Source organism: Gordonia hirsuta DSM 44140 = NBRC 16056, assembly GCF_000333015.1.
GTDB classification, from domain to species: Bacteria; Actinomycetota; Actinomycetes; order Mycobacteriales; family Mycobacteriaceae; genus Gordonia; species Gordonia hirsuta.
Genome location: NZ_BANT01000007.1, coordinates 16,067 through 31,614, shown reverse-complemented (window position 1 = coordinate 31,614; position 15,548 = coordinate 16,067). Strand labels below are relative to the sequence as shown.

At 68.6% G+C, this 15,548-nt stretch carries 20 protein-coding genes; 12 read left to right on the top strand and 8 right to left on the bottom strand.

Annotated features, from left to right (window positions below; all coding sequences use genetic code 11):
• Window positions 1-761 (top strand): GMC oxidoreductase (locus GOHSU_RS03255; RefSeq protein WP_005936776.1); only part of this gene is annotated, 761 nt, incomplete at its 5' end.
• Window positions 762-772: 11 nt separating this feature from the next.
• Here the strand turns inward: GOHSU_RS03255 and GOHSU_RS03250 are convergent.
• The 8 genes from GOHSU_RS03250 to GOHSU_RS03215 form a co-directional block, all read right to left on the bottom strand.
• Window positions 773-1,516 carry a vitamin K epoxide reductase family protein gene (locus GOHSU_RS03250; RefSeq protein WP_005936774.1) on the bottom strand — a complete coding sequence of 248 codons (744 nt, stop codon included), beginning with the start codon at window positions 1,514-1,516 and terminating at the stop codon, window positions 773-775.
• Entirely contained in the window at window positions 1,513-2,280 is a 768-nt protein-coding gene (locus GOHSU_RS03245) for a DsbA family protein (protein WP_005936772.1), read from the bottom strand. Before GOHSU_RS03245 ends, GOHSU_RS03250 begins: the two co-directional genes overlap by 4 nt.
• Before the next feature lie 145 nt (window positions 2,281-2,425).
• A complete protein-coding gene (locus tag GOHSU_RS03240) occupies window positions 2,426-2,902 on the bottom strand; it encodes a hotdog fold domain-containing protein (protein WP_005936770.1) in 477 nt (158 codons plus the stop codon).
• Between the two features lie 18 nt (window positions 2,903-2,920).
• Window positions 2,921-3,667: a succinate dehydrogenase/fumarate reductase iron-sulfur subunit gene (locus GOHSU_RS03235; protein ID WP_005936768.1), complete on the bottom strand. Its 747-nt coding sequence runs from the start codon at window positions 3,665-3,667 to the stop codon at window positions 2,921-2,923.
• Between the two features lie 14 nt (window positions 3,668-3,681).
• Window positions 3,682-5,619, bottom strand: coding sequence for a fumarate reductase/succinate dehydrogenase flavoprotein subunit (locus tag GOHSU_RS03230; RefSeq protein WP_005936766.1), 1,938 nt, complete (start codon window positions 5,617-5,619; stop codon window positions 3,682-3,684).
• Window positions 5,620-5,679: 60 nt separating this feature from the next.
• Window positions 5,680-6,432 (bottom strand): succinate dehydrogenase cytochrome b subunit, encoded by a 753-nt coding sequence (locus tag GOHSU_RS03225; protein ID WP_005936764.1) that lies wholly within the window; start codon window positions 6,430-6,432, stop codon window positions 5,680-5,682.
• Between the two features lie 283 nt (window positions 6,433-6,715).
• The gene (locus GOHSU_RS03220; protein ID WP_005936762.1) at window positions 6,716-7,699 is read right to left on the bottom strand and encodes a type IV toxin-antitoxin system AbiEi family antitoxin domain-containing protein; all 984 of its coding nucleotides are present in this window, start codon (window positions 7,697-7,699) and stop codon (window positions 6,716-6,718) included.
• Window positions 7,700-8,055: 356 nt separating this feature from the next.
• On the bottom strand, window positions 8,056-9,699 hold the full coding sequence (locus GOHSU_RS03215) for an acyl-CoA synthetase (RefSeq protein ID WP_005936760.1): 1,644 nt from the start codon (window positions 9,697-9,699) through the stop codon (window positions 8,056-8,058).
• A 493-nt stretch (window positions 9,700-10,192) separates the two neighbouring features.
• Between GOHSU_RS03215 and rpsJ the strand changes: the two genes are divergently transcribed.
• The 11 genes from rpsJ to rpsQ are packed head-to-tail and all read left to right on the top strand — an operon-like array spanning window position 10,193 to window position 15,493.
• Window positions 10,193-10,498, top strand: a complete 306-nt coding sequence (rpsJ, locus tag GOHSU_RS03210; protein WP_005936758.1) for a 30S ribosomal protein S10 — start codon at window positions 10,193-10,195, stop codon at window positions 10,496-10,498.
• A gap of 14 nt (window positions 10,499-10,512) precedes the next feature.
• On the top strand, window positions 10,513-11,169 hold the full coding sequence (gene rplC / locus GOHSU_RS03205) for a 50S ribosomal protein L3 (RefSeq protein WP_005936756.1): 657 nt from the start codon (window positions 10,513-10,515) through the stop codon (window positions 11,167-11,169).
• Window positions 11,166-11,825 carry a 50S ribosomal protein L4 gene (gene rplD / locus GOHSU_RS03200; RefSeq protein WP_005936754.1) on the top strand — a complete coding sequence of 220 codons (660 nt, stop codon included), beginning with the start codon at window positions 11,166-11,168 and terminating at the stop codon, window positions 11,823-11,825. Before rplC ends, rplD begins: the two co-directional genes overlap by 4 nt.
• Before the next feature lies 1 nt (window position 11,826).
• A complete protein-coding gene (gene rplW, locus GOHSU_RS03195; protein ID WP_005936752.1) occupies window positions 11,827-12,132 on the top strand; it encodes a 50S ribosomal protein L23 in 306 nt (101 codons plus the stop codon).
• Between the two features lie 32 nt (window positions 12,133-12,164).
• Window positions 12,165-13,001, top strand: a complete 837-nt coding sequence (rplB, locus tag GOHSU_RS03190; protein ID WP_005936750.1) for a 50S ribosomal protein L2 — start codon at window positions 12,165-12,167, stop codon at window positions 12,999-13,001.
• Between the two features lie 17 nt (window positions 13,002-13,018).
• Window positions 13,019-13,300 (top strand): 30S ribosomal protein S19, encoded by a 282-nt coding sequence (gene rpsS, locus GOHSU_RS03185; RefSeq protein ID WP_005936747.1) that lies wholly within the window; start codon window positions 13,019-13,021, stop codon window positions 13,298-13,300.
• A gap of 2 nt (window positions 13,301-13,302) precedes the next feature.
• Entirely contained in the window at window positions 13,303-13,713 is a 411-nt protein-coding gene (gene rplV, locus GOHSU_RS03180) for a 50S ribosomal protein L22 (protein WP_005936745.1), read from the top strand.
• A 3-nt stretch (window positions 13,714-13,716) separates the two neighbouring features.
• The gene (gene rpsC / locus GOHSU_RS03175) at window positions 13,717-14,562 is read left to right on the top strand and encodes a 30S ribosomal protein S3 (protein WP_005936743.1); all 846 of its coding nucleotides are present in this window, start codon (window positions 13,717-13,719) and stop codon (window positions 14,560-14,562) included.
• Window positions 14,563-14,565: 3 nt separating this feature from the next.
• Window positions 14,566-14,982 carry a 50S ribosomal protein L16 gene (rplP, locus tag GOHSU_RS03170; protein WP_005936741.1) on the top strand — a complete coding sequence of 139 codons (417 nt, stop codon included), beginning with the start codon at window positions 14,566-14,568 and terminating at the stop codon, window positions 14,980-14,982.
• Window positions 14,982-15,215, top strand: coding sequence for a 50S ribosomal protein L29 (gene rpmC / locus GOHSU_RS03165; protein ID WP_005936737.1), 234 nt, complete (start codon window positions 14,982-14,984; stop codon window positions 15,213-15,215). The genes rplP and rpmC overlap by 1 nt, the downstream gene beginning before the upstream one ends.
• Window positions 15,212-15,493, top strand: coding sequence for a 30S ribosomal protein S17 (rpsQ, locus tag GOHSU_RS03160; protein WP_005936734.1), 282 nt, complete (start codon window positions 15,212-15,214; stop codon window positions 15,491-15,493). Before rpmC ends, rpsQ begins: the two co-directional genes overlap by 4 nt.
• The last annotated feature ends 55 nt before the right edge of the window (window positions 15,494-15,548 follow it).

Here is a 15,548-nt window from a genome sequence, read left to right as displayed (position 1 = left end):
GGGTGCGCGGGGTCCGCGTGCGCGGGCAGGAGGTGATCGCCGGGGAGGTGATCGTGGCCGCCGGCACGCTGGGGACCGCGGCGCTGCTGCGGCGCAGCGGGGTGCTGGCGGCGATGGGGCTGGACCGGGTGCACCCGCACGAACACCCGGAACGATTGGTGCGGTGGCAGCCAGTGCGGCCACTGACGGCCCCGGCGCTGCTGCAGTCGGTGGTGCAGTCGGGCGGAGTCGGCGAACCAGAACGGGCCGGCGAACCAGGAGGGGCCGGCGAACCAGCAGGGGCCGGCGGGCTGACCGGCGTCGACGGGGTGGAGATCCGGTGTTACAGCGACGACTTCGCGCGGTTCATCGGTGGTCCGCGCCACCCCGACGAGCCGGCCGGGGTACCGGTCGGGGTGGCCGACCTGGCCCATCCGGCGGTCGGGACCCTGGACGGGCGCGGATTGGATCTGGGGGAGCCGGACGCGGCGTCATCGGCCCGGATGGCACGGGCTGTGGCCGACGTGGTGCAGATGCTCGAGTCGCCGGTGTACGCCCCACTGGTGGTGCCCGGGTCGATCCGGGTCGATCCGGTGACGGGGATGTCGCAGCACGCGACCGGGACGCTCCCGCTGGGACGGCTGGTCGACGACCTGGGCGGGGTGCGCCAGATCCGCGGGCTGCGGGTGGTGGACGGGTCGATCATCCCCGGGGCGCTGGGCAGCGGGCCGCATGCGAGTATCGCGATGGCGGCCTGGCTGATCGCCGGCGCGATCGCCTGAACCGGCGCAGATCAGAACAGGGTGCGCCAGTAGTCCCAGAACTCATAGCCGCCGGCGAAGATCACCACGGCGTACCAGGCGGCCAGCAGGAACCAGGACGCATCGCGCAGCGTGCGGCCCAGTGATCCGTCGCCGAGGGCGCGGGAGATGCTGAGTACCAGGATGATCGGGGTGACCGTCCAGACCACCATGCAGTACGGGCACAGGGCGCCGATCCGGTAGATCGACTGGAACGCCAGGTAGTTGACGAAGACGAAGCCGACGGCGGTGACCAGGCTCTGGCCGATCCAGTACCAGCGGGGCAGCCGGACGCGCCCGACCGAGAGCACCGCGGTGGCCAGGATGACGCCGAAGGCCGGCAGTCCGAGCAGCGGGTTCGGGAAGCCGAGGAACTCGGCCTGTTCGGTGATCATCACCGAACCGCACGAGAGGATCGGGCTGAAGTTGCACGAGGGAATGTAGTTCGGGTTCTTCAGCAGATCGATGCGTTCGATCGACAGGGCGGCCGAGGCGGCCATTCCCAGGATCCCGGCGATCAGCAGCACCCACGAGGAGACGATGCCGAAGGGCCGCAGTGCGGTCAGGGCGGCGAGCGGGCCGGTCGCGCCGGGCCCGGAAACGGCAGTCGCAGAGACCGCGTCGTCAGCGACGTCGCCGGGAACTGCTGGCTCGGCGACGGCGGCTTCGGCGGCCGGTGACACCGAGGCGGCGACCTCGTCGGCGAGGTCGCCGCGCTCGTTACCGGCCTCGGTCACTTCGCGGCCTCGACGGCGGCGTTGATCTTGTTCTGCAGATCGGCGCCGTCGTTGACCTGCACCACTTCACCGTTGATCCGCACGTTCGGGGTGCCGGTGAAGCCGGGCTCGCTCATGACCTTCTCGGAGTTCTCACCGATCCACTTCTTGTACGGCACGTCCTCGACGCACGAGGAGATGTCGTCGACACCGACCTCCTTGGCCAGCCGGATCAGTTCGGCGTCGGCCAGACCGGCGCCGCCCTCGGGCGGCTGGTTGGCGAACAGCATGTTGTGGTACTCGAGCCAGGTGGAGAGGTCGCCGTCCTTGCCGGTCTTCTCGGCCACACACATCGAGGCGTTGGCCGCGCGGGTGGAGTACTGGGTGGTCGAGGCGCGGTCGAGCATGTTGATCGAGACGTAGTCCACGGCCACCTCCGGGTTGGAGTGGTACGGCGCCAGGGCCGGGCCCATCACGGTCTCGAACTGCGCGCACGCCGGGCACTGGAAGTCCTCGGTGATGGTGACGATCACCGGCGGGGTGGTGCCGGCCGGCGCCCCGGTCAGGCGGATCGCACCGTTGTCGGTGACCACGGTGGGCACCGCGTCGCCGCCGCGCCCGTCCAGGCCGTCGTTGGCGGCGTTGCTGTTGCTGTTCTCCCCGCGCGTGGTCACGATGATGACGACGGCGGCGACCACGACCAGCACGGTGACGGCGGCCAGGGTCAGGAGCAGGGACCGGCGGCGCTCGGCGGCGCGCGGGTCGATCACACGGTTGGAACTCACGACGGGTCTTCCTTAGATCACGTGTACGCCCTCCGGCCGGAGGGATTCAGGTCGTCGATAACCCTACTGTCTGCACCTGAGAAGCGGTTAGGGCGGAGCCGGAAGCGGGGTAAGGCTGCCAGACGAGGGGTAAGGCTGAAGCCGGTCAGGCCGGGGTGACCCAGGTGGTGATGTCGGCGTGCACCACTTCGACCCCGTCGGTGTCGCAGACGCGGACCGAGACCACCACGTCGATGCCCTCGGTGACGGCGTCGAAGTCGATCGGCTCGGCGAGTTCGGCATGCGCGGTCAGCCGGGTCTTGGCCTTGGCCAGGTACTGCACGTTCATGGCCTTGGGGATCCAGCGGTGCGACGACGGAGTGGTGGCCTCCATCAGCATGCCCATGGCCGCCTCGGCCAGGTTGCACGCGGCGATCGCGTGGAAGGTGCCCAGGTGGTTGTGCACACCGAACCAGTTGGGGGAGACCACGCGGCAGTAGCCCGGACGCATCTCCTGCACCAGCGGAAGCACCGTGCCGAAGTAGGGGACCTTGGCGACCATGCCCATCGAGAACAGGGTCTTGCCCAGCAGGTTGCCCGGCAGCCGCTTGCGCAGCGCGTAGGTGGGGGAGTCTTTGCTCATAGCGAGAGGATAGAGGGTTCAGTCGGCCTTGTGGCGCAACGAGAACCGCATCGACTCCCGGTTGACCGCCGCGACCGCCGACAGATCGATGTCGGCGGGGCAGACCTGCGCGCATTCGCCGAAGGTGGAGCACGGGCCGAAGTCGTGGTCGAGCTGACCGGCGATCGCCCGGGCCCGCGCCCCGCGTTCCTGGCGGCCGTAGCTGAGCTGGGACAGGTGCAGCAGTTTGGCGCCGGCGAACAGGTGCGCGGCCCCGTTCGGGCAGGCGGCCACGCACGCCCCGCAGCCGATGCAGCCGGCGAAGTCCAGGGCGGTCTCGGCGGTCTGCTGATTCACCAGTTCGGCGTCGGCGTCGGCGGCCTGACCGGTGTTGATCCCCACGTGTCCGCCGGCCTCGATCACCCGGTCCAGCGCCGAACGGTCCACCGCCAGATCCCGCACCACCGGGAAGGCGGCCGCGCGCAGCGGTTCCAGCCGCATGCGGGTCGGATCGGGGAACTGGGTCAGGTGCTGCAGGCACGACGGCGTGTTGGGCACCGGCCCGTGCGGGCGGCCGTCGACGGTGATCCCGCAGGCCCCGCAGATGCCTTCGCGGCAGTCCGAGTCGAAGGCGACCGGTTCCTCACCTGAGGCCACGAGCTGTTCGTTGAGCAGGTCGAGCACCTCCAGCAGCGACATCTCGGGTGTGGCGTCGATCAGGTAGGTCTCGAAGCGTCCCGGGGCGTCGGCGTTGTCCTGGCGCCAGGCCTCGATGGTGATCTTCACGGCGGTGCTCCCCTCTATCGGTAGTTGCGGGTCGCCAGCTCGGTGGCGGTGAACTCGAGCATTTCGCGGTGCCGGACGGCGCTGCCGTCCGGGCGGGTCTCCCACGCCGAGGCGAAGCACCAGTCGGCGTCGTCGCGCAGCGCCTCCCCGTCGGGGGTCTGGTGTTCGGTACGGAAGTGCGCCCCGCACGATTCGTCGCGGTCGAGCGCATCCAGGCACATCAGGTGCGCCAGTTCCAGGAAGTCGGCGACGCGGCCGGCGCGTTCGAGTTCCTGGTTGAACGCCCCGGTGCCGCCGACCACCCGCAGGTCCGACCAGAAGCGTGCCGACAGTTCGTCGATCCGCTCCAGGGCCCGGGTCAGGGAGGCGGCCGAGCGGCTCACCCCGCAGCCCTCGTACAAGATGGCGCCGAGTTCGCGGTGGAACAACCCCGGTCCGGTGGTGCCGCCGATCGAGGTGAGCGCGTCGATGCGCGCGTGCACATCGGCGGCGGTGGCCCGCACGGCCTCGTCGTTGGCGGCCAGCACGGGTTCGCCGAGCAGACCGGCCAGATAGTCGGGCACCGAATAGGGCAAGGTGAACCAGCCGTCGACGCACGCCGACAGCAGCGAGTTGGCGCCCAGGCGGTTGGCGCCGTGGTAGCCCCAGCCGGCCTCGCCGCCGACGAACAGGCCCGGGATCGATGACATCTGGTTGTAGTCGGTCCACAGCCCGCCCATGGTGAAGTGGGCGGCCGGGGCGATCCGCATGGGCACCTGATAGGGGTCCTCGCCGGTGGTGTCGCGGTACATCGTGAACAGGTTCCCGTACCGCGCGGCCAGGGTGGGCCGGCCCAGCCGCGCCAGGGCGTCGGCGAAGTCGAGGTAGACGCTGTTGCGCAGCGGGCCGACGCCGTGGCCGCTCTCGATCTGCTCGCGGGCGGCGCGGGAGGCCACATCGCGCGGGGTCAGGTTCCCGTAGGTGGGGTACTTGCGTTCCAGGTAGTAGTCGCGTTCGTCCTCGGGGATCTGGCCGGGCGGGCGGTCGTCGCCGGCCGTGCGGGGCACCCAGATGCGGCCGTCGTTGCGCAGCGACTCGCTCATCAGGGTGGTCTTGGACTGCCACGGCGCGCTGACCGGCAGGGCGGTGGGATGGAACTGGACGAACGACGGCGACGCCAGATACGCCCCGCGCCGATGCGCGCGCCAGGCCGCGGTCGCATTGGAGTTGCGCGCCAGCGTCGACTGGTAGAAGACGGTGCCGTAGCCGCCGGTGGCCAGCACCACCGCGTGGGCGGTCTGCGCGCCGATCTGTCCGGTCACCAGATCACGCACGACGATGCCCTGGGCGCGGCCGTCGGCCACGATCAGGTCGAGCATCTCCTGGCGGGTGTGCAGGGTGACGTTGCCGGCGGCGACCTGGCGCAGCAGGGCCTGGGAGGCGGCGATCTGCAGCTGCTGGCCGGTCTGCCCGCGGGTGTAGTAGGTGCGCGAGACCTGGACGCCGCCGAAACTGCGGGTGGCCAGGGCGCCGCCGTATTCGCGGGCGAAGGGTGCGCCGATGGCGTTGAGGTGGTCGATCACCCGCATCGACTCCTCGGCCAGGCGGAAGGCGTCGGCCTCGCGGCCGCGGAAGTCTCCGCCCTTGACGGTGTCGGTGACGAACCGGCGGATCGAGTCGTTGTCGATCTTGCGGGCGCGCATGGCGTTGATACCGCCCTGCGCGGCGACGCTGTGGGCCCGGCGCGGCGCGTCGTGGAAGGTGAAGGCGTGCACGTGGTAGCCCAGTTCGGCCAGGGCCGCGGCGGCCCCGGCGCCGGCCAGCCCGGTGCCGACCACGATCACCGAGAACTTGCGGCGGTTGAGCGGGCCGACGACGCGGTAGTCGTCGCGGCGGCGCTGCCAGGCGGTGGCCGGGTCACCGGCGGGGGCGTTACCGGACAGGTCGTCGCCGACCGTGTGCAGGCGGTCCATGTCAGATCACTCCCTCGGGGCGGGCGGATGCGGTCGAGCGGCTGCGCGGGCTGCGGGCGGTCAGGAGACCCACCCGGCCAGGACCGCGACGGGGATGGTGATGTTGCCGAGCATCACGACCGCGGCGAAGATCAGCGCGACCGCGGCCCACACCTGGCGCAGCCGCCGCCCGCTCACCCCGAAGTCGGTGACCAGCGACCACAGCCCGTGCACCAGATGCAGTCCCAGCATCACCATCACCACGATGTAGAACAACGCCATCGGCCAGCGCTCGAAACTGGCGACCAGGTTGGCGAAGGCGTGCGAGGTGGTCTCGGTGGCCGGCTCGAAGCTCTGCGGTGCGATCGGTCTGGTGCCGGTGGTCAGATCCAGGATGTGGAGCACGATGAAGACCAGCAGCACCACGCCGGTCCAGGGCATCAGGGTCGCCGGCAGCCGGCGCCAGTTCATCCCGGTGCGGCGGAAACGGCCGCGGGCCCGGCGTGCGCGGACCACCAGGATCGCCGAAGCGCCGACGTGGGCGACCAGACCGGCCAGCAGCACGATCCGGAAGATCCACAGGGCGCCCTCGTAGGGCAGCAGCGGTTCGGCCAGGGTGCGCAGCCAGTGCGCGTAGTCGTCGAAGTTGGCCGCGCCGGTGTAGACCTTCAGGTTGCCGATCATGTGGACCAGCACGAACAACGCGAAAACGGTGCCCGTCAGGGCCATCGTGAACTTCAGCGTGACGTTCGACGGCCGCGGCGCGCGCCGGGTCGGGAGCGGCGCGATCGCACGGGGCTGTGGAACCGCGAGGGGCTGTGCGGTTGATCCCATGGCGTTGACGCTAATCGACAACCTGTCTGCGGGCCTCTTCTTCGGCCGGGGTGGGGTGTCGCCGGGGCGGTCGGTCGTCTGTCGCCGGCGCGGTCGGGTGCGTGTCGCTACGGCGGTCGGTCGCGTGTCGCGAGGGCGGCCGGTCGCGTGTCGCGACCCATCTGCGCACGTCGCGGAGTCGGCAGGGCCGCGACCTGCCGGAATGAGTCGCGACACGCGCTGAGGGGCCTGCCGCGACACACGTACCGCAGAGCTGTTGCCGGCTGAATGAGCGGCCTGCCGGTCAGCGGATGTCGAAGTGATCGAGCCAATGTGCGAGCTTCGGCACCAGCCGGCGCTGTTCCAGATCCGACCAGACGGAGCGGACCACCATCAGGCCGATGCCGCGGAGCGCATCTTCTCGTTGCTTCTCGCGCCACACCGCGTCGGCGGCGCTCTCGCCCGGCCGCCGGTACCGGCCGTACTTGACGTGACCGTCGAACTCCCACACCAGCCGGTCGGCCCAGAGACCGTCGACCCGGTACGTCCGACGGCCGACCCTGCATTCGGACTGGAGGCTGGGCACCGGCAGCCCGGCCTGGATCATCTGCGCGCGTCCCCACGATTCGCCCACCGATTCGGCGTCCTTGTCCGCCCACTGCAGTGCGGCTTTGGCGACGCGGGTGCCGCGCCGGCGGCGCCCGGCGAGCTGGAACTCGAGAGCCTCTTTCTCGACCCCGGCGCGCAGGGCCGCGTCGAACACGGTCAAGGCGCGGGCGAACGCCAGCGCATCGTCGGGCGGAGAACTCTGGGCGACGTCGGCCGCGGTCCGGGCCAGACCGGTGACGGCGACGCCGTCGATGTCGTCGATGTCGCCGGCCGGCAGTTCGCCGGTGTGCACCAGTGTCTTCTGGCGTACGCGTCCCCCGCCGAGTTCTCCGTTGGTCAGGTGGACACGAGTCAGGGCCGGCTTGAGCATCGGAAGTCCGTGGAGCACCGCCGCCGATGCGTGGCTCAGAACGGTCGCGCCGGCGTGGCTGGGCAGAGTCGCCACGGCGATGCTGCGCAACCGGAACTGTGCCAGGGCGTTCTCGGCAACGGCGGCCGCGTCGCGACGATCAGGCTGCGCCGGCGCCAGGTAGGTCCCCTTGGTCACCCGCTCGAGCCGCCCGGACTTCACCGCAGACCGGAGATCTCGGTCGGTGAACCCCGACGCGAGCGCCGCGGCCCGGTGGATCAACCCGTAGCGGTCCGTCGGGTACGGCAGCTCGGCGTCTGGGATGGACATGCGACGATTCCACGCCACGGCGGCCTCGGCTGTCCCTCGCCGTCCACAGCGTCGTGCACACCGCTGCGAGTTCTCCACAGACCCGGCCGCGTTTCGGGGGTCTCGCCCCTAGATCGAGCTGCCGGGGTCACCGCCGACAGCGTGTCGCGGCGTATCTGTGCAAGTCGCGGCGACAGGCCGGGCGCGACCTGCCGAAATGAGTCGCGACACGCCCAGCCGGGACTGTCGGCGACACGCCCAGCCGGGACTGTCGGCGACACGCTCAGCCGGGACTGTCGGCGACACGGCAGAAGAACGAACGGGGCCGGGAGCTCCGCAGAACTCCCGGCCCCGTGTGCCGTCGACCCGTCAGCGGCTCACCCGTCCAGCGGTCCGGTGGGCAGCTCGCGCCGCACCAGCTTGCCGGTGGGGTTGCGCGGCAGGTCCTCGACGAAGACGATGTCGCGCGGGACCTTGTAGCGGGCCAGGTTCGACTTGACGTGCGCGCGCAGCTCGTCGGCGTCGGGGCTGGCGCCCTCGGCCGGGACGACGAAGGCGCGCAGGCGGGTGCCGAACTCGTCGTCGTCGACGCCGATCACCGCGATATCGGCGACGGCGTCGTGCTCGGCGAGCAGGTTCTCCACTTCCAGCGGGTACACGTTCTCGCCGCCGGAGACGATCATGTCGTCGTCGCGGCCGGCGATGAACCACAGGCCGTTCTCGTCGAAGTAGGCCATATCGCCGGTGGACATGTGACCTTCCAGGATCTGCTTGTTGCGTCCGTCGGTGTACCCCTCGAACGGGGCGCCGTTGCGGACGAACAGCCGGCCCTTGACGTTGGGTTCGGTGATCCGCTGATCGTTGTCGTCGAAGAGCACCATGTAGCTGCTGACAGGGGCCTTGCCGATGGTGCCGGGCGCCTGCCGCAGCTCCTCGGGCTTGGCGATCGAGGCGATGGCGACCTCGGTGGAGCCGTACAGGTTGTACAGGACGTTGCCGAACTGGTCCTGGAAGGCTTCCGACAGCGTCGGCGAGAGCGCCGAACCGGCCACGACCACCGACTTGAGCGAGGAGGTGTCGTACTTGCCGATCACCTCCGGGCCCAACGCCAGGATGCGGTGCAGCATGGTCGGCACCGCCACCAGCAGCTCGGCCTTGTGCCGTTCAATGGCCGCCAGGGTCTTCTCGGCGTCGAAGCGACGCAGCAGTACGGTCTCGTTGCCGCCGGCGGTGGCCACGGCCCAGGTCGCGAAGCCGGTGGAGTGGAACAGCGGCGAGACGATCACGACCGAGCTGCGGTAGGGGAACTGGACCCGGTCGACCAGCAGAGCGCTGGCGAACGGCGAGAACTTGGCGCGACGAGCACCCTTGGGCAGGCCGGTGGTCCCGCTGGTGAGGATCACCATGCCGCCCCAGGTCTTCGGGGTCGGCGGCATGGTGGTGCGGCCGGTGGCCACGACCTCTTCGAGGGTGCGGATGTTCTCGCCGAAGTCGGCGTCGCCCTCGTGCCAGGTGACGATGCGCAGCATCTCCGGCGGCAGACTGTCGGCCAGGCCGGCGAATTCCTCGTCGTACAGGATCGCTTCGAGCTTCTCGCGCTCGGCGACCTCGACGAACTGGGCGGCGCCGAATCCGGTGTTCATCAGTGCCAGGCGGATCCCGGAGCGGCCGGCGGCGAACTGGGCCAGGGGCACCGCCCGGTGATCGCGGGCGATGATGCCCACCACCGACCCAGGCTTGAGGCCGGCATCGAGCAGGGTGTTGGCCAGGGCGTTGCTCTGCCGGTCGACCTGCGCCCAGGTCAGCGTTCCGTGTTCGTCGCTGATGGCCGGCCGATCGGGGATGTCCTTACTGTTGTAGGCCATCACCGTGGCCATCGGCCCGATGATCTTGGTGTTCTTGAAGGTCTCCACCAGGCGCCGGGGCTTCTTGATATCGGTCAGCCGCGCCTCGCGCAGCGCCTTGCTGGCCTTGAGAGCATCTCCGACCTGTTCGGCGACTGCGCCGAGCTTCGACAGCATTGAGTTGTTTCCCCTGACTCGCAACAACCATGTCGCGTTCGTCCGTTTACGGTGTGTCACCGATCACGCTACTAGGTACTCTGTGGCCCACACCAGGGGCGGGCGGCTCCGATCTGCCTGAACGGGCCCCGCCCGAACACCGATTTGGTATCCGTCCCTGCGCTGTTGCATACTTGTCGGGTTGCCTCTTGCGAGGCGATGAACCCCTCCGGGCCGTCAAACGCGGACCCGGGCGTGTACCGCGTGCTCTTCCCTGTTGTGGAATCACGGACACGACACGCCCGACCGCGGGTACCGGGGAAATCCAGTCGGCTCACGAGCCGGCGTCGGACATCTGGTCCGGCACGTACAACGACGAAAAGAACAGCGTTGATCGCGCCCCGCAGCTAACGGGGCCGGTCGTAGTGTGGCTCCGTTGCCGCCCGCCTGCGCGGGTGTGAGTCCGCGCGGTGTTCTGTTCGTCGAGAGACATACAGACGGAAGAGGACACAGCGTGGCGGGACAGAAGATCCGCATCAGGCTCAAGGCCTACGACCACGAGGCGATCGACGCTTCGGCGCGCAAGATCGTGGACACCGTGACCCGTACGGGTGCACGGGTGGTCGGCCCGGTGCCGTTGCCCACAGAAAAGAACGTGTACTGCGTCATCCGTTCGCCGCATAAGTACAAGGACAGCCGCGAACACTTCGAGATGCGCACGCACAAGCGACTCATCGACATCCTCGACCCGACGCCGAAGACGGTCGACGCGCTGATGCGCATCGACCTGCCGGCCAGCGTCGACGTCAACATTCAGTGACGGGGGACACGAAAATGAGCAATCAGACTGCAAAGAAGGGCCTGCTGGGCACCAAGCTCGGCATGACCCAGGTTTTCGACGAGAACAACCGGGTCGTCCCGGTGACCGTCATCGCCACCGGTGGCAACGTCGTCACCCAGCTCCGCACCGACGAGCGTGACGGCTACACCGCCGTGCAGCTCGCCTACGGCGCCATCGACCCCCGCAAGGTGAACAAGCCGGTCTCCGGCCAGTTCTCCAAGGCCGGTGTCACCCCGCGCCGCCACATCGCCGAGATCCGCGTCGCTGACGTCGCGGACTTCGAGGTGGGCCAGGAGCTCGGCGCCGACCTGTTCGCCGACGGTGTCAAGGTCGACGTGACCGGCACCTCCAAGGGCAAGGGCTTCGCCGGTGTCATGAAGCGGCACGGCTTCGCCGGTGCCAACGCCACCCACGGCGCTCATCGCGTGCACCGTTCACCCGGTTCGATCGGTGGCTGCGCCACCCCGGGCCGCGTGTTCAAGGGCAAGCGCATGGCCGGCCGCATGGGTAACGACAAGGTGACCACTCAGAACCTCACCGTCTACAAGGTGGATCCTGAGGCCGGTCTCCTGCTGATCAAGGGCGCGATCCCCGGCCGCAAGGGCGGCATCGTGGTGGTTCGCGACGCTGTGAAAGGCGGCGACAAGTGAGCACCGAAACCGCAACCAAGCTGACGCTGGACGTCCGGACCCCGGCCGGGGCCACCGAAGGCACCGTGCAGCTGCCGGCCGACCTGTTCGACGTGACCGCGAACATCGCGCTCATGCACCAGGTCGTCGTGGCCCAGCAGGCCGCCGGCCGTCAGGGCACGCACTCGACCAAGACCCGCGGCGAGGTCCGTGGCGGCGGCGTCAAGCCGTACCGCCAGAAGGGCACCGGCCGCGCCCGTCAGGGTTCGATCCGCTCGCCGCAGTTCGTCGGCGGTGGCACCGTGCACGGTCCGCAGCCGCGCGACTACTCGCAGAAGGTCAACAAGAAGATGAAGGCCGCCGCACTGCGCGGTGCCCTCTCGGACCGGGCGCGCAACGAGCGCATCCACGTGGTCACCGAACTGGTGCAGGGCCAGAGCCCGTCGACCAAGTCGGCACGGACCTTCCTGGAGCAGATCAGTGACCGTCGCAAGTTCCTGGTGGTCCTCAGCCGTGAGGACGACGCCGCTCGCAAGAGCATCGCGAACCTGCAGAACGTGCACGCGATCGCGCCGGACCAGCTGAACACCTACGACGTCCTCGACGCCGACGAGATCGTGTTCAGCGTCGAGACGCTCAACACCTTCGTCGACGCGAACACCAAGAAGGAGGCCTGACATGACGACGCACGCTGATCCGCGCGACATCATCGTGGCGCCGGTGGTCTCGGAGAAGGCCTACGGCCTCCTGGAAGAAGGCCAGTACACCTTCCTGGTCCACCCCGATGCCAACAAGACCCAGATCAAGATCGCTGTGGAGCAGATCTTCGGTGTGAAGGTCGACAGCGTCAACACCGCCAACCGCGAGGGCAAGCGCAAGCGCACTCGCTCCGGCTACGGCAAGCGCAAGAACACCAAGCGCGCCATCGTGACGCTGCGTGAAGGCAGCACTCCCATCGAGATCTTCGGGGGCGCGGTCAGCTGACCGCGTGCTCGTCAGAGAGGGACTGAACAACTATGGCTATTCGTAAGTACAAGCCGACAACCCCGGGCCGCCGCGGCGCCTCGGGAGCCGACTTCGCCGAGGTCACCCGTGACCATCCGGAGAAGTCCCTGGTCCGCCCCCTGCACAGCACGGGCGGGCGTAACGCCCACGGCCGGATCACCACCCGGCACCGTGGTGGCGGGCACAAGCGCGCCTACCGCGTCATCGATTTCCGTCGCAACGACAAGGACGGGATCAACGCCAAGGTCGCGCACATCGAGTACGACCCGAACCGCACCGCGCGGATCGCGCTGCTGCACTACGTCGACGGCGAGAAGCGCTACATCCTCGCGCCGAAGAACCTGAAGCAGGGCGATGTGGTCGAGTCCGGCCCCAACGCCGACATCAAGCCGGGTAACAACCTGCCGCTGCGCAACATCCCGACCGGTACCCACATCCACAATGTGGAGCTGCGTCCGGGCGGCGGCGCCAAGCTGGCTCGTTCGGCCGGCGCGTCGATCCAGCTGCTGGGCAAGGAGGGGCCGTACGCGACCCTGCGTATGCCTTCCGGCGAGATCCGTCGTGTCGACGTGCGCTGCCGCGCCACCGTCGGCGAGGTGGGCAACGCCGAGCAGGCGAACATCAACTGGGGCAAGGCCGGCCGCATGCGCTGGAAGGGCCGTCGCCCGATCGTCCGCGGTGTCGTGATGAACCCGGTCGACCACCCGCACGGTGGTGGCGAGGGCAAGACCTCCGGTGGCCGTCACCCGGTCAGCCCGTGGGGTCAGCTCGAAGGCCGCACCCGTAAGAACAAGGCCAGCGACAAGATGATCGTCCGTCGTCGTCGCACCGGCAAGAACAAGCGATAACTAGGAGGAGGTAAGAAATGCCACGCAGCCTGAAGAAAGGCCCGTTCGTCGACGACCACCTCCTGAAGAAGGTGGATCTGCAGAACGAGAAGGGCACCAAGCAGGTCATCAAGACCTGGTCCCGCCGCTCGACCATCATCCCCGACTTCATCGGTCACACCTTTGCCGTCCACGACGGTCGCAAGCATGTGCCCGTGTTCGTTTCCGAATCGATGGTCGGTCACAAGCTGGGCGAGTTCGCCCCTACCCGCACCTTCAAGGGTCACATCAAGGATGACCGGAAAGCGAAGCGCCGGTAACCATGACTACGCAGACAGATAACGCAGTGCAGAGTGCACGCGCCACCGCGAAGTTCGTTCGCGTCACGCCGATGAAGGCGCGTCGTGTGATCGACCTGATCCGCGGCAAGAACGTCGACGAGGCCCTGGACATCCTGCGGTTCGCCCCGCAGGCCGCGTCCGAGCCGGTCGCCAAGGTGCTGGCCAGCGCCGTCGCCAACGCCGAGAACAACCTCGGCCTGGACCGTCGCACCCTGGTCGTCACCGAGTCGTTCGCCGATGAGGGCCCGACCATGAAGCGGTACCAGCCGCGTGCTCAGGGTCGTGCTTTCCGGATCCGCAAGCGCACCAGCCACATCACCGTGGTGGTCTCGGCGATCGGCGAGGTCGCCGACCGTAAGCGCTCGCGTCAGCAGAAGAAGAAGGGAGCGTAGAGCATGGGCCAGAAGATCAACCCGCATGGCTTCCGCCTCGGCATCACGACCGACTGGAACACCCGCTGGTACGCCGACAAGCAGTACTCGGAGTACGTGAAGGAAGACGTCGAGATCCGCAAGCTGCTTGCGGCTCCGATCCGTGTTCCCGGTGACAGCCGTCCGATCGAGCTCGATCGCGCCGGCATCTCCCGCGTGGAGATCGAGCGCACCCGCGATCGTGTCCGGGTGGACATCCACACCGCGCGTCCGGGCATCGTGATCGGCCGTCGCGGCGCCTCCGCCGACGTCATCCGGGCACGCCTGGAGAAGCTGACCGGCAAGCAGGTGCAGCTGAACATCCTCGAGGTGAAGAACCCCGAGGCCGACGCACAGCTCATCGCCCAGGGCGTCGCCGAGCAGCTGAGCAACCGCGTGGCGTTCCGCCGCGCGATGCGCAAGGCCATCCAGTCCGCCATGCGTCAGCCGGGAGTCAAGGGCATCCGTGTCCAGTGCTCCGGCCGACTGGGCGGTGCCGAGATGAGCCGTAAGGAGTTCTACCGCGAGGGACGCGTGCCGCTGCATACGCTGCGCGCCGACATCGACTACGGCTTCTTCGAGGCGAAGACCACCTTCGGCCGCATCGGCGTGAAGGTCTGGGTCTACAAGGGTGACATCGTCGGCGGACGTCGCGAGCTGGCTGCGGCCGCTCCGGCAGCCGAGGATCGTCGTTCGCGCCGTCCCCAGCGTCCGCGTCGCAGCGGTGCGTCCGGTACCACCGGCACCAGCACCGAGGCCGGCCGCGCTGCGGCCACCGCGGAGGCCACCACCGCGCCTGCTCCCGAGCAGGCCGAGAACCAGGAGGGCTGAGGCATGTTGATCCCTCGTCGGGTCAAGCACCGCAAGCAGCACCACCCGAGCCTGAAGGGTAAGGCCTCGGGCGGAACCAAGGTCACCTTCGGTGATTTCGGTATCCAGGCGCTGGAAGGCGCCTACATCACCAACCGTCAGATCGAGTCCGCTCGTATCGCGATCAACCGCCACATCAAGCGTGGTGGCAAGGTCTGGATCAACATCTTCCCGGACCGCCCGATCACGAAGAAGCCGGCCGAAACCCGCATGGGTTCGGGTAAGGGTTCGCCCGAGTGGTGGGTCGCCCCGGTCAAGCCGGGCCGCGTCCTGTTCGAGATGACCTACCCCAATGAGGAGACCGCTCGCGAGGCCCTGCGCCGCGCCCAGCACAAGCTCCCCATGAAGACCCGGATCGTGACCAGAGAGGAGCAGTTCTGATGGCACTCGGAATCGCTGCTGGTGAGCTCCGCGAGCTCAGCGACACCGATCTGGTCGACCGGCTGAAGGAGTCGAAGGAAGAGCTTTTCAACCTTCGCTTCCAGATGGCCACCGGCCAGCTCGACAACAACCGCCGCCTGCGGACCGTGCGACGTGAGATCGCCCGGATCTACACCGTGATGCGCGAGCGTGAGCTGGGCCTGGCGTCCGGTCCGGAAGGAGATGACGCATGAGCGAGGACCAGAACGTGAACGTGGAAGAGCGCAACCGCCGCAAGGAGCGGATCGGTTACGTCGTCAGTGACAAGATGGACAAGACGATCACCGTCGAGCTGGAGGATCGCAAGAGCCACCCGCTGTACGGCAAGATCATCCGCACCACCAGCAAGGTGAAGGCGCACGACGAGGCCGAGACGGCCGGCGTCGGTGACCGCGTGCGGATCATGGAGACCCGGCCGATGTCGGCGACCAAGCGCTGGCGCCTGGTCGAGGTGCTCGAGAAGGCCAAGTAGGTCGTTCTCGGCAGTCTCTGCACAACTCTCGAGAGGCCCGGATTCCCCTGAACGG

Bases quoted from the DNA above. Each gene is read 5' to 3' on its own strand.
- rplP (WP_005936741.1), top strand. From the start codon at position 14,566: ATGTTGATCCCTCGTCGGGTCAAGCACCGCAAGCAGCACCACCCGAGC.
- GOHSU_RS03225 (WP_005936764.1), bottom strand. From the start codon at position 6,432: ATGGGATCAACCGCACAGCCCCTCGCGGTTCCACAGCCCCGTGCGATC.
- GOHSU_RS03240 (WP_005936770.1), bottom strand. From the start codon at position 2,902: ATGAGCAAAGACTCCCCCACCTACGCGCTGCGCAAGCGGCTGCCGGGC.
- rpmC (WP_005936737.1), top strand. From the start codon at position 14,982: ATGGCACTCGGAATCGCTGCTGGTGAGCTCCGCGAGCTCAGCGACACC.
- rplC (WP_005936756.1), top strand. From the start codon at position 10,513: ATGAGCAATCAGACTGCAAAGAAGGGCCTGCTGGGCACCAAGCTCGGC.
- GOHSU_RS03215 (WP_005936760.1), bottom strand. From the start codon at position 9,699: ATGCTGTCGAAGCTCGGCGCAGTCGCCGAACAGGTCGGAGATGCTCTC.
- rplB (WP_005936750.1), top strand. From the start codon at position 12,165: ATGGCTATTCGTAAGTACAAGCCGACAACCCCGGGCCGCCGCGGCGCC.
- GOHSU_RS03230 (WP_005936766.1), bottom strand. From the start codon at position 5,619: ATGGACCGCCTGCACACGGTCGGCGACGACCTGTCCGGTAACGCCCCC.
- rplW (WP_005936752.1), top strand. From the start codon at position 11,827: ATGACGACGCACGCTGATCCGCGCGACATCATCGTGGCGCCGGTGGTC.
- rpsC (WP_005936743.1), top strand. From the start codon at position 13,717: ATGGGCCAGAAGATCAACCCGCATGGCTTCCGCCTCGGCATCACGACC.
- rpsS (WP_005936747.1), top strand. From the start codon at position 13,019: ATGCCACGCAGCCTGAAGAAAGGCCCGTTCGTCGACGACCACCTCCTG.
- rplV (WP_005936745.1), top strand. From the start codon at position 13,303: ATGACTACGCAGACAGATAACGCAGTGCAGAGTGCACGCGCCACCGCG.
- GOHSU_RS03220 (WP_005936762.1), bottom strand. From the start codon at position 7,699: ATGTCCATCCCAGACGCCGAGCTGCCGTACCCGACGGACCGCTACGGG.
- rpsQ (WP_005936734.1), top strand. From the start codon at position 15,212: ATGAGCGAGGACCAGAACGTGAACGTGGAAGAGCGCAACCGCCGCAAG.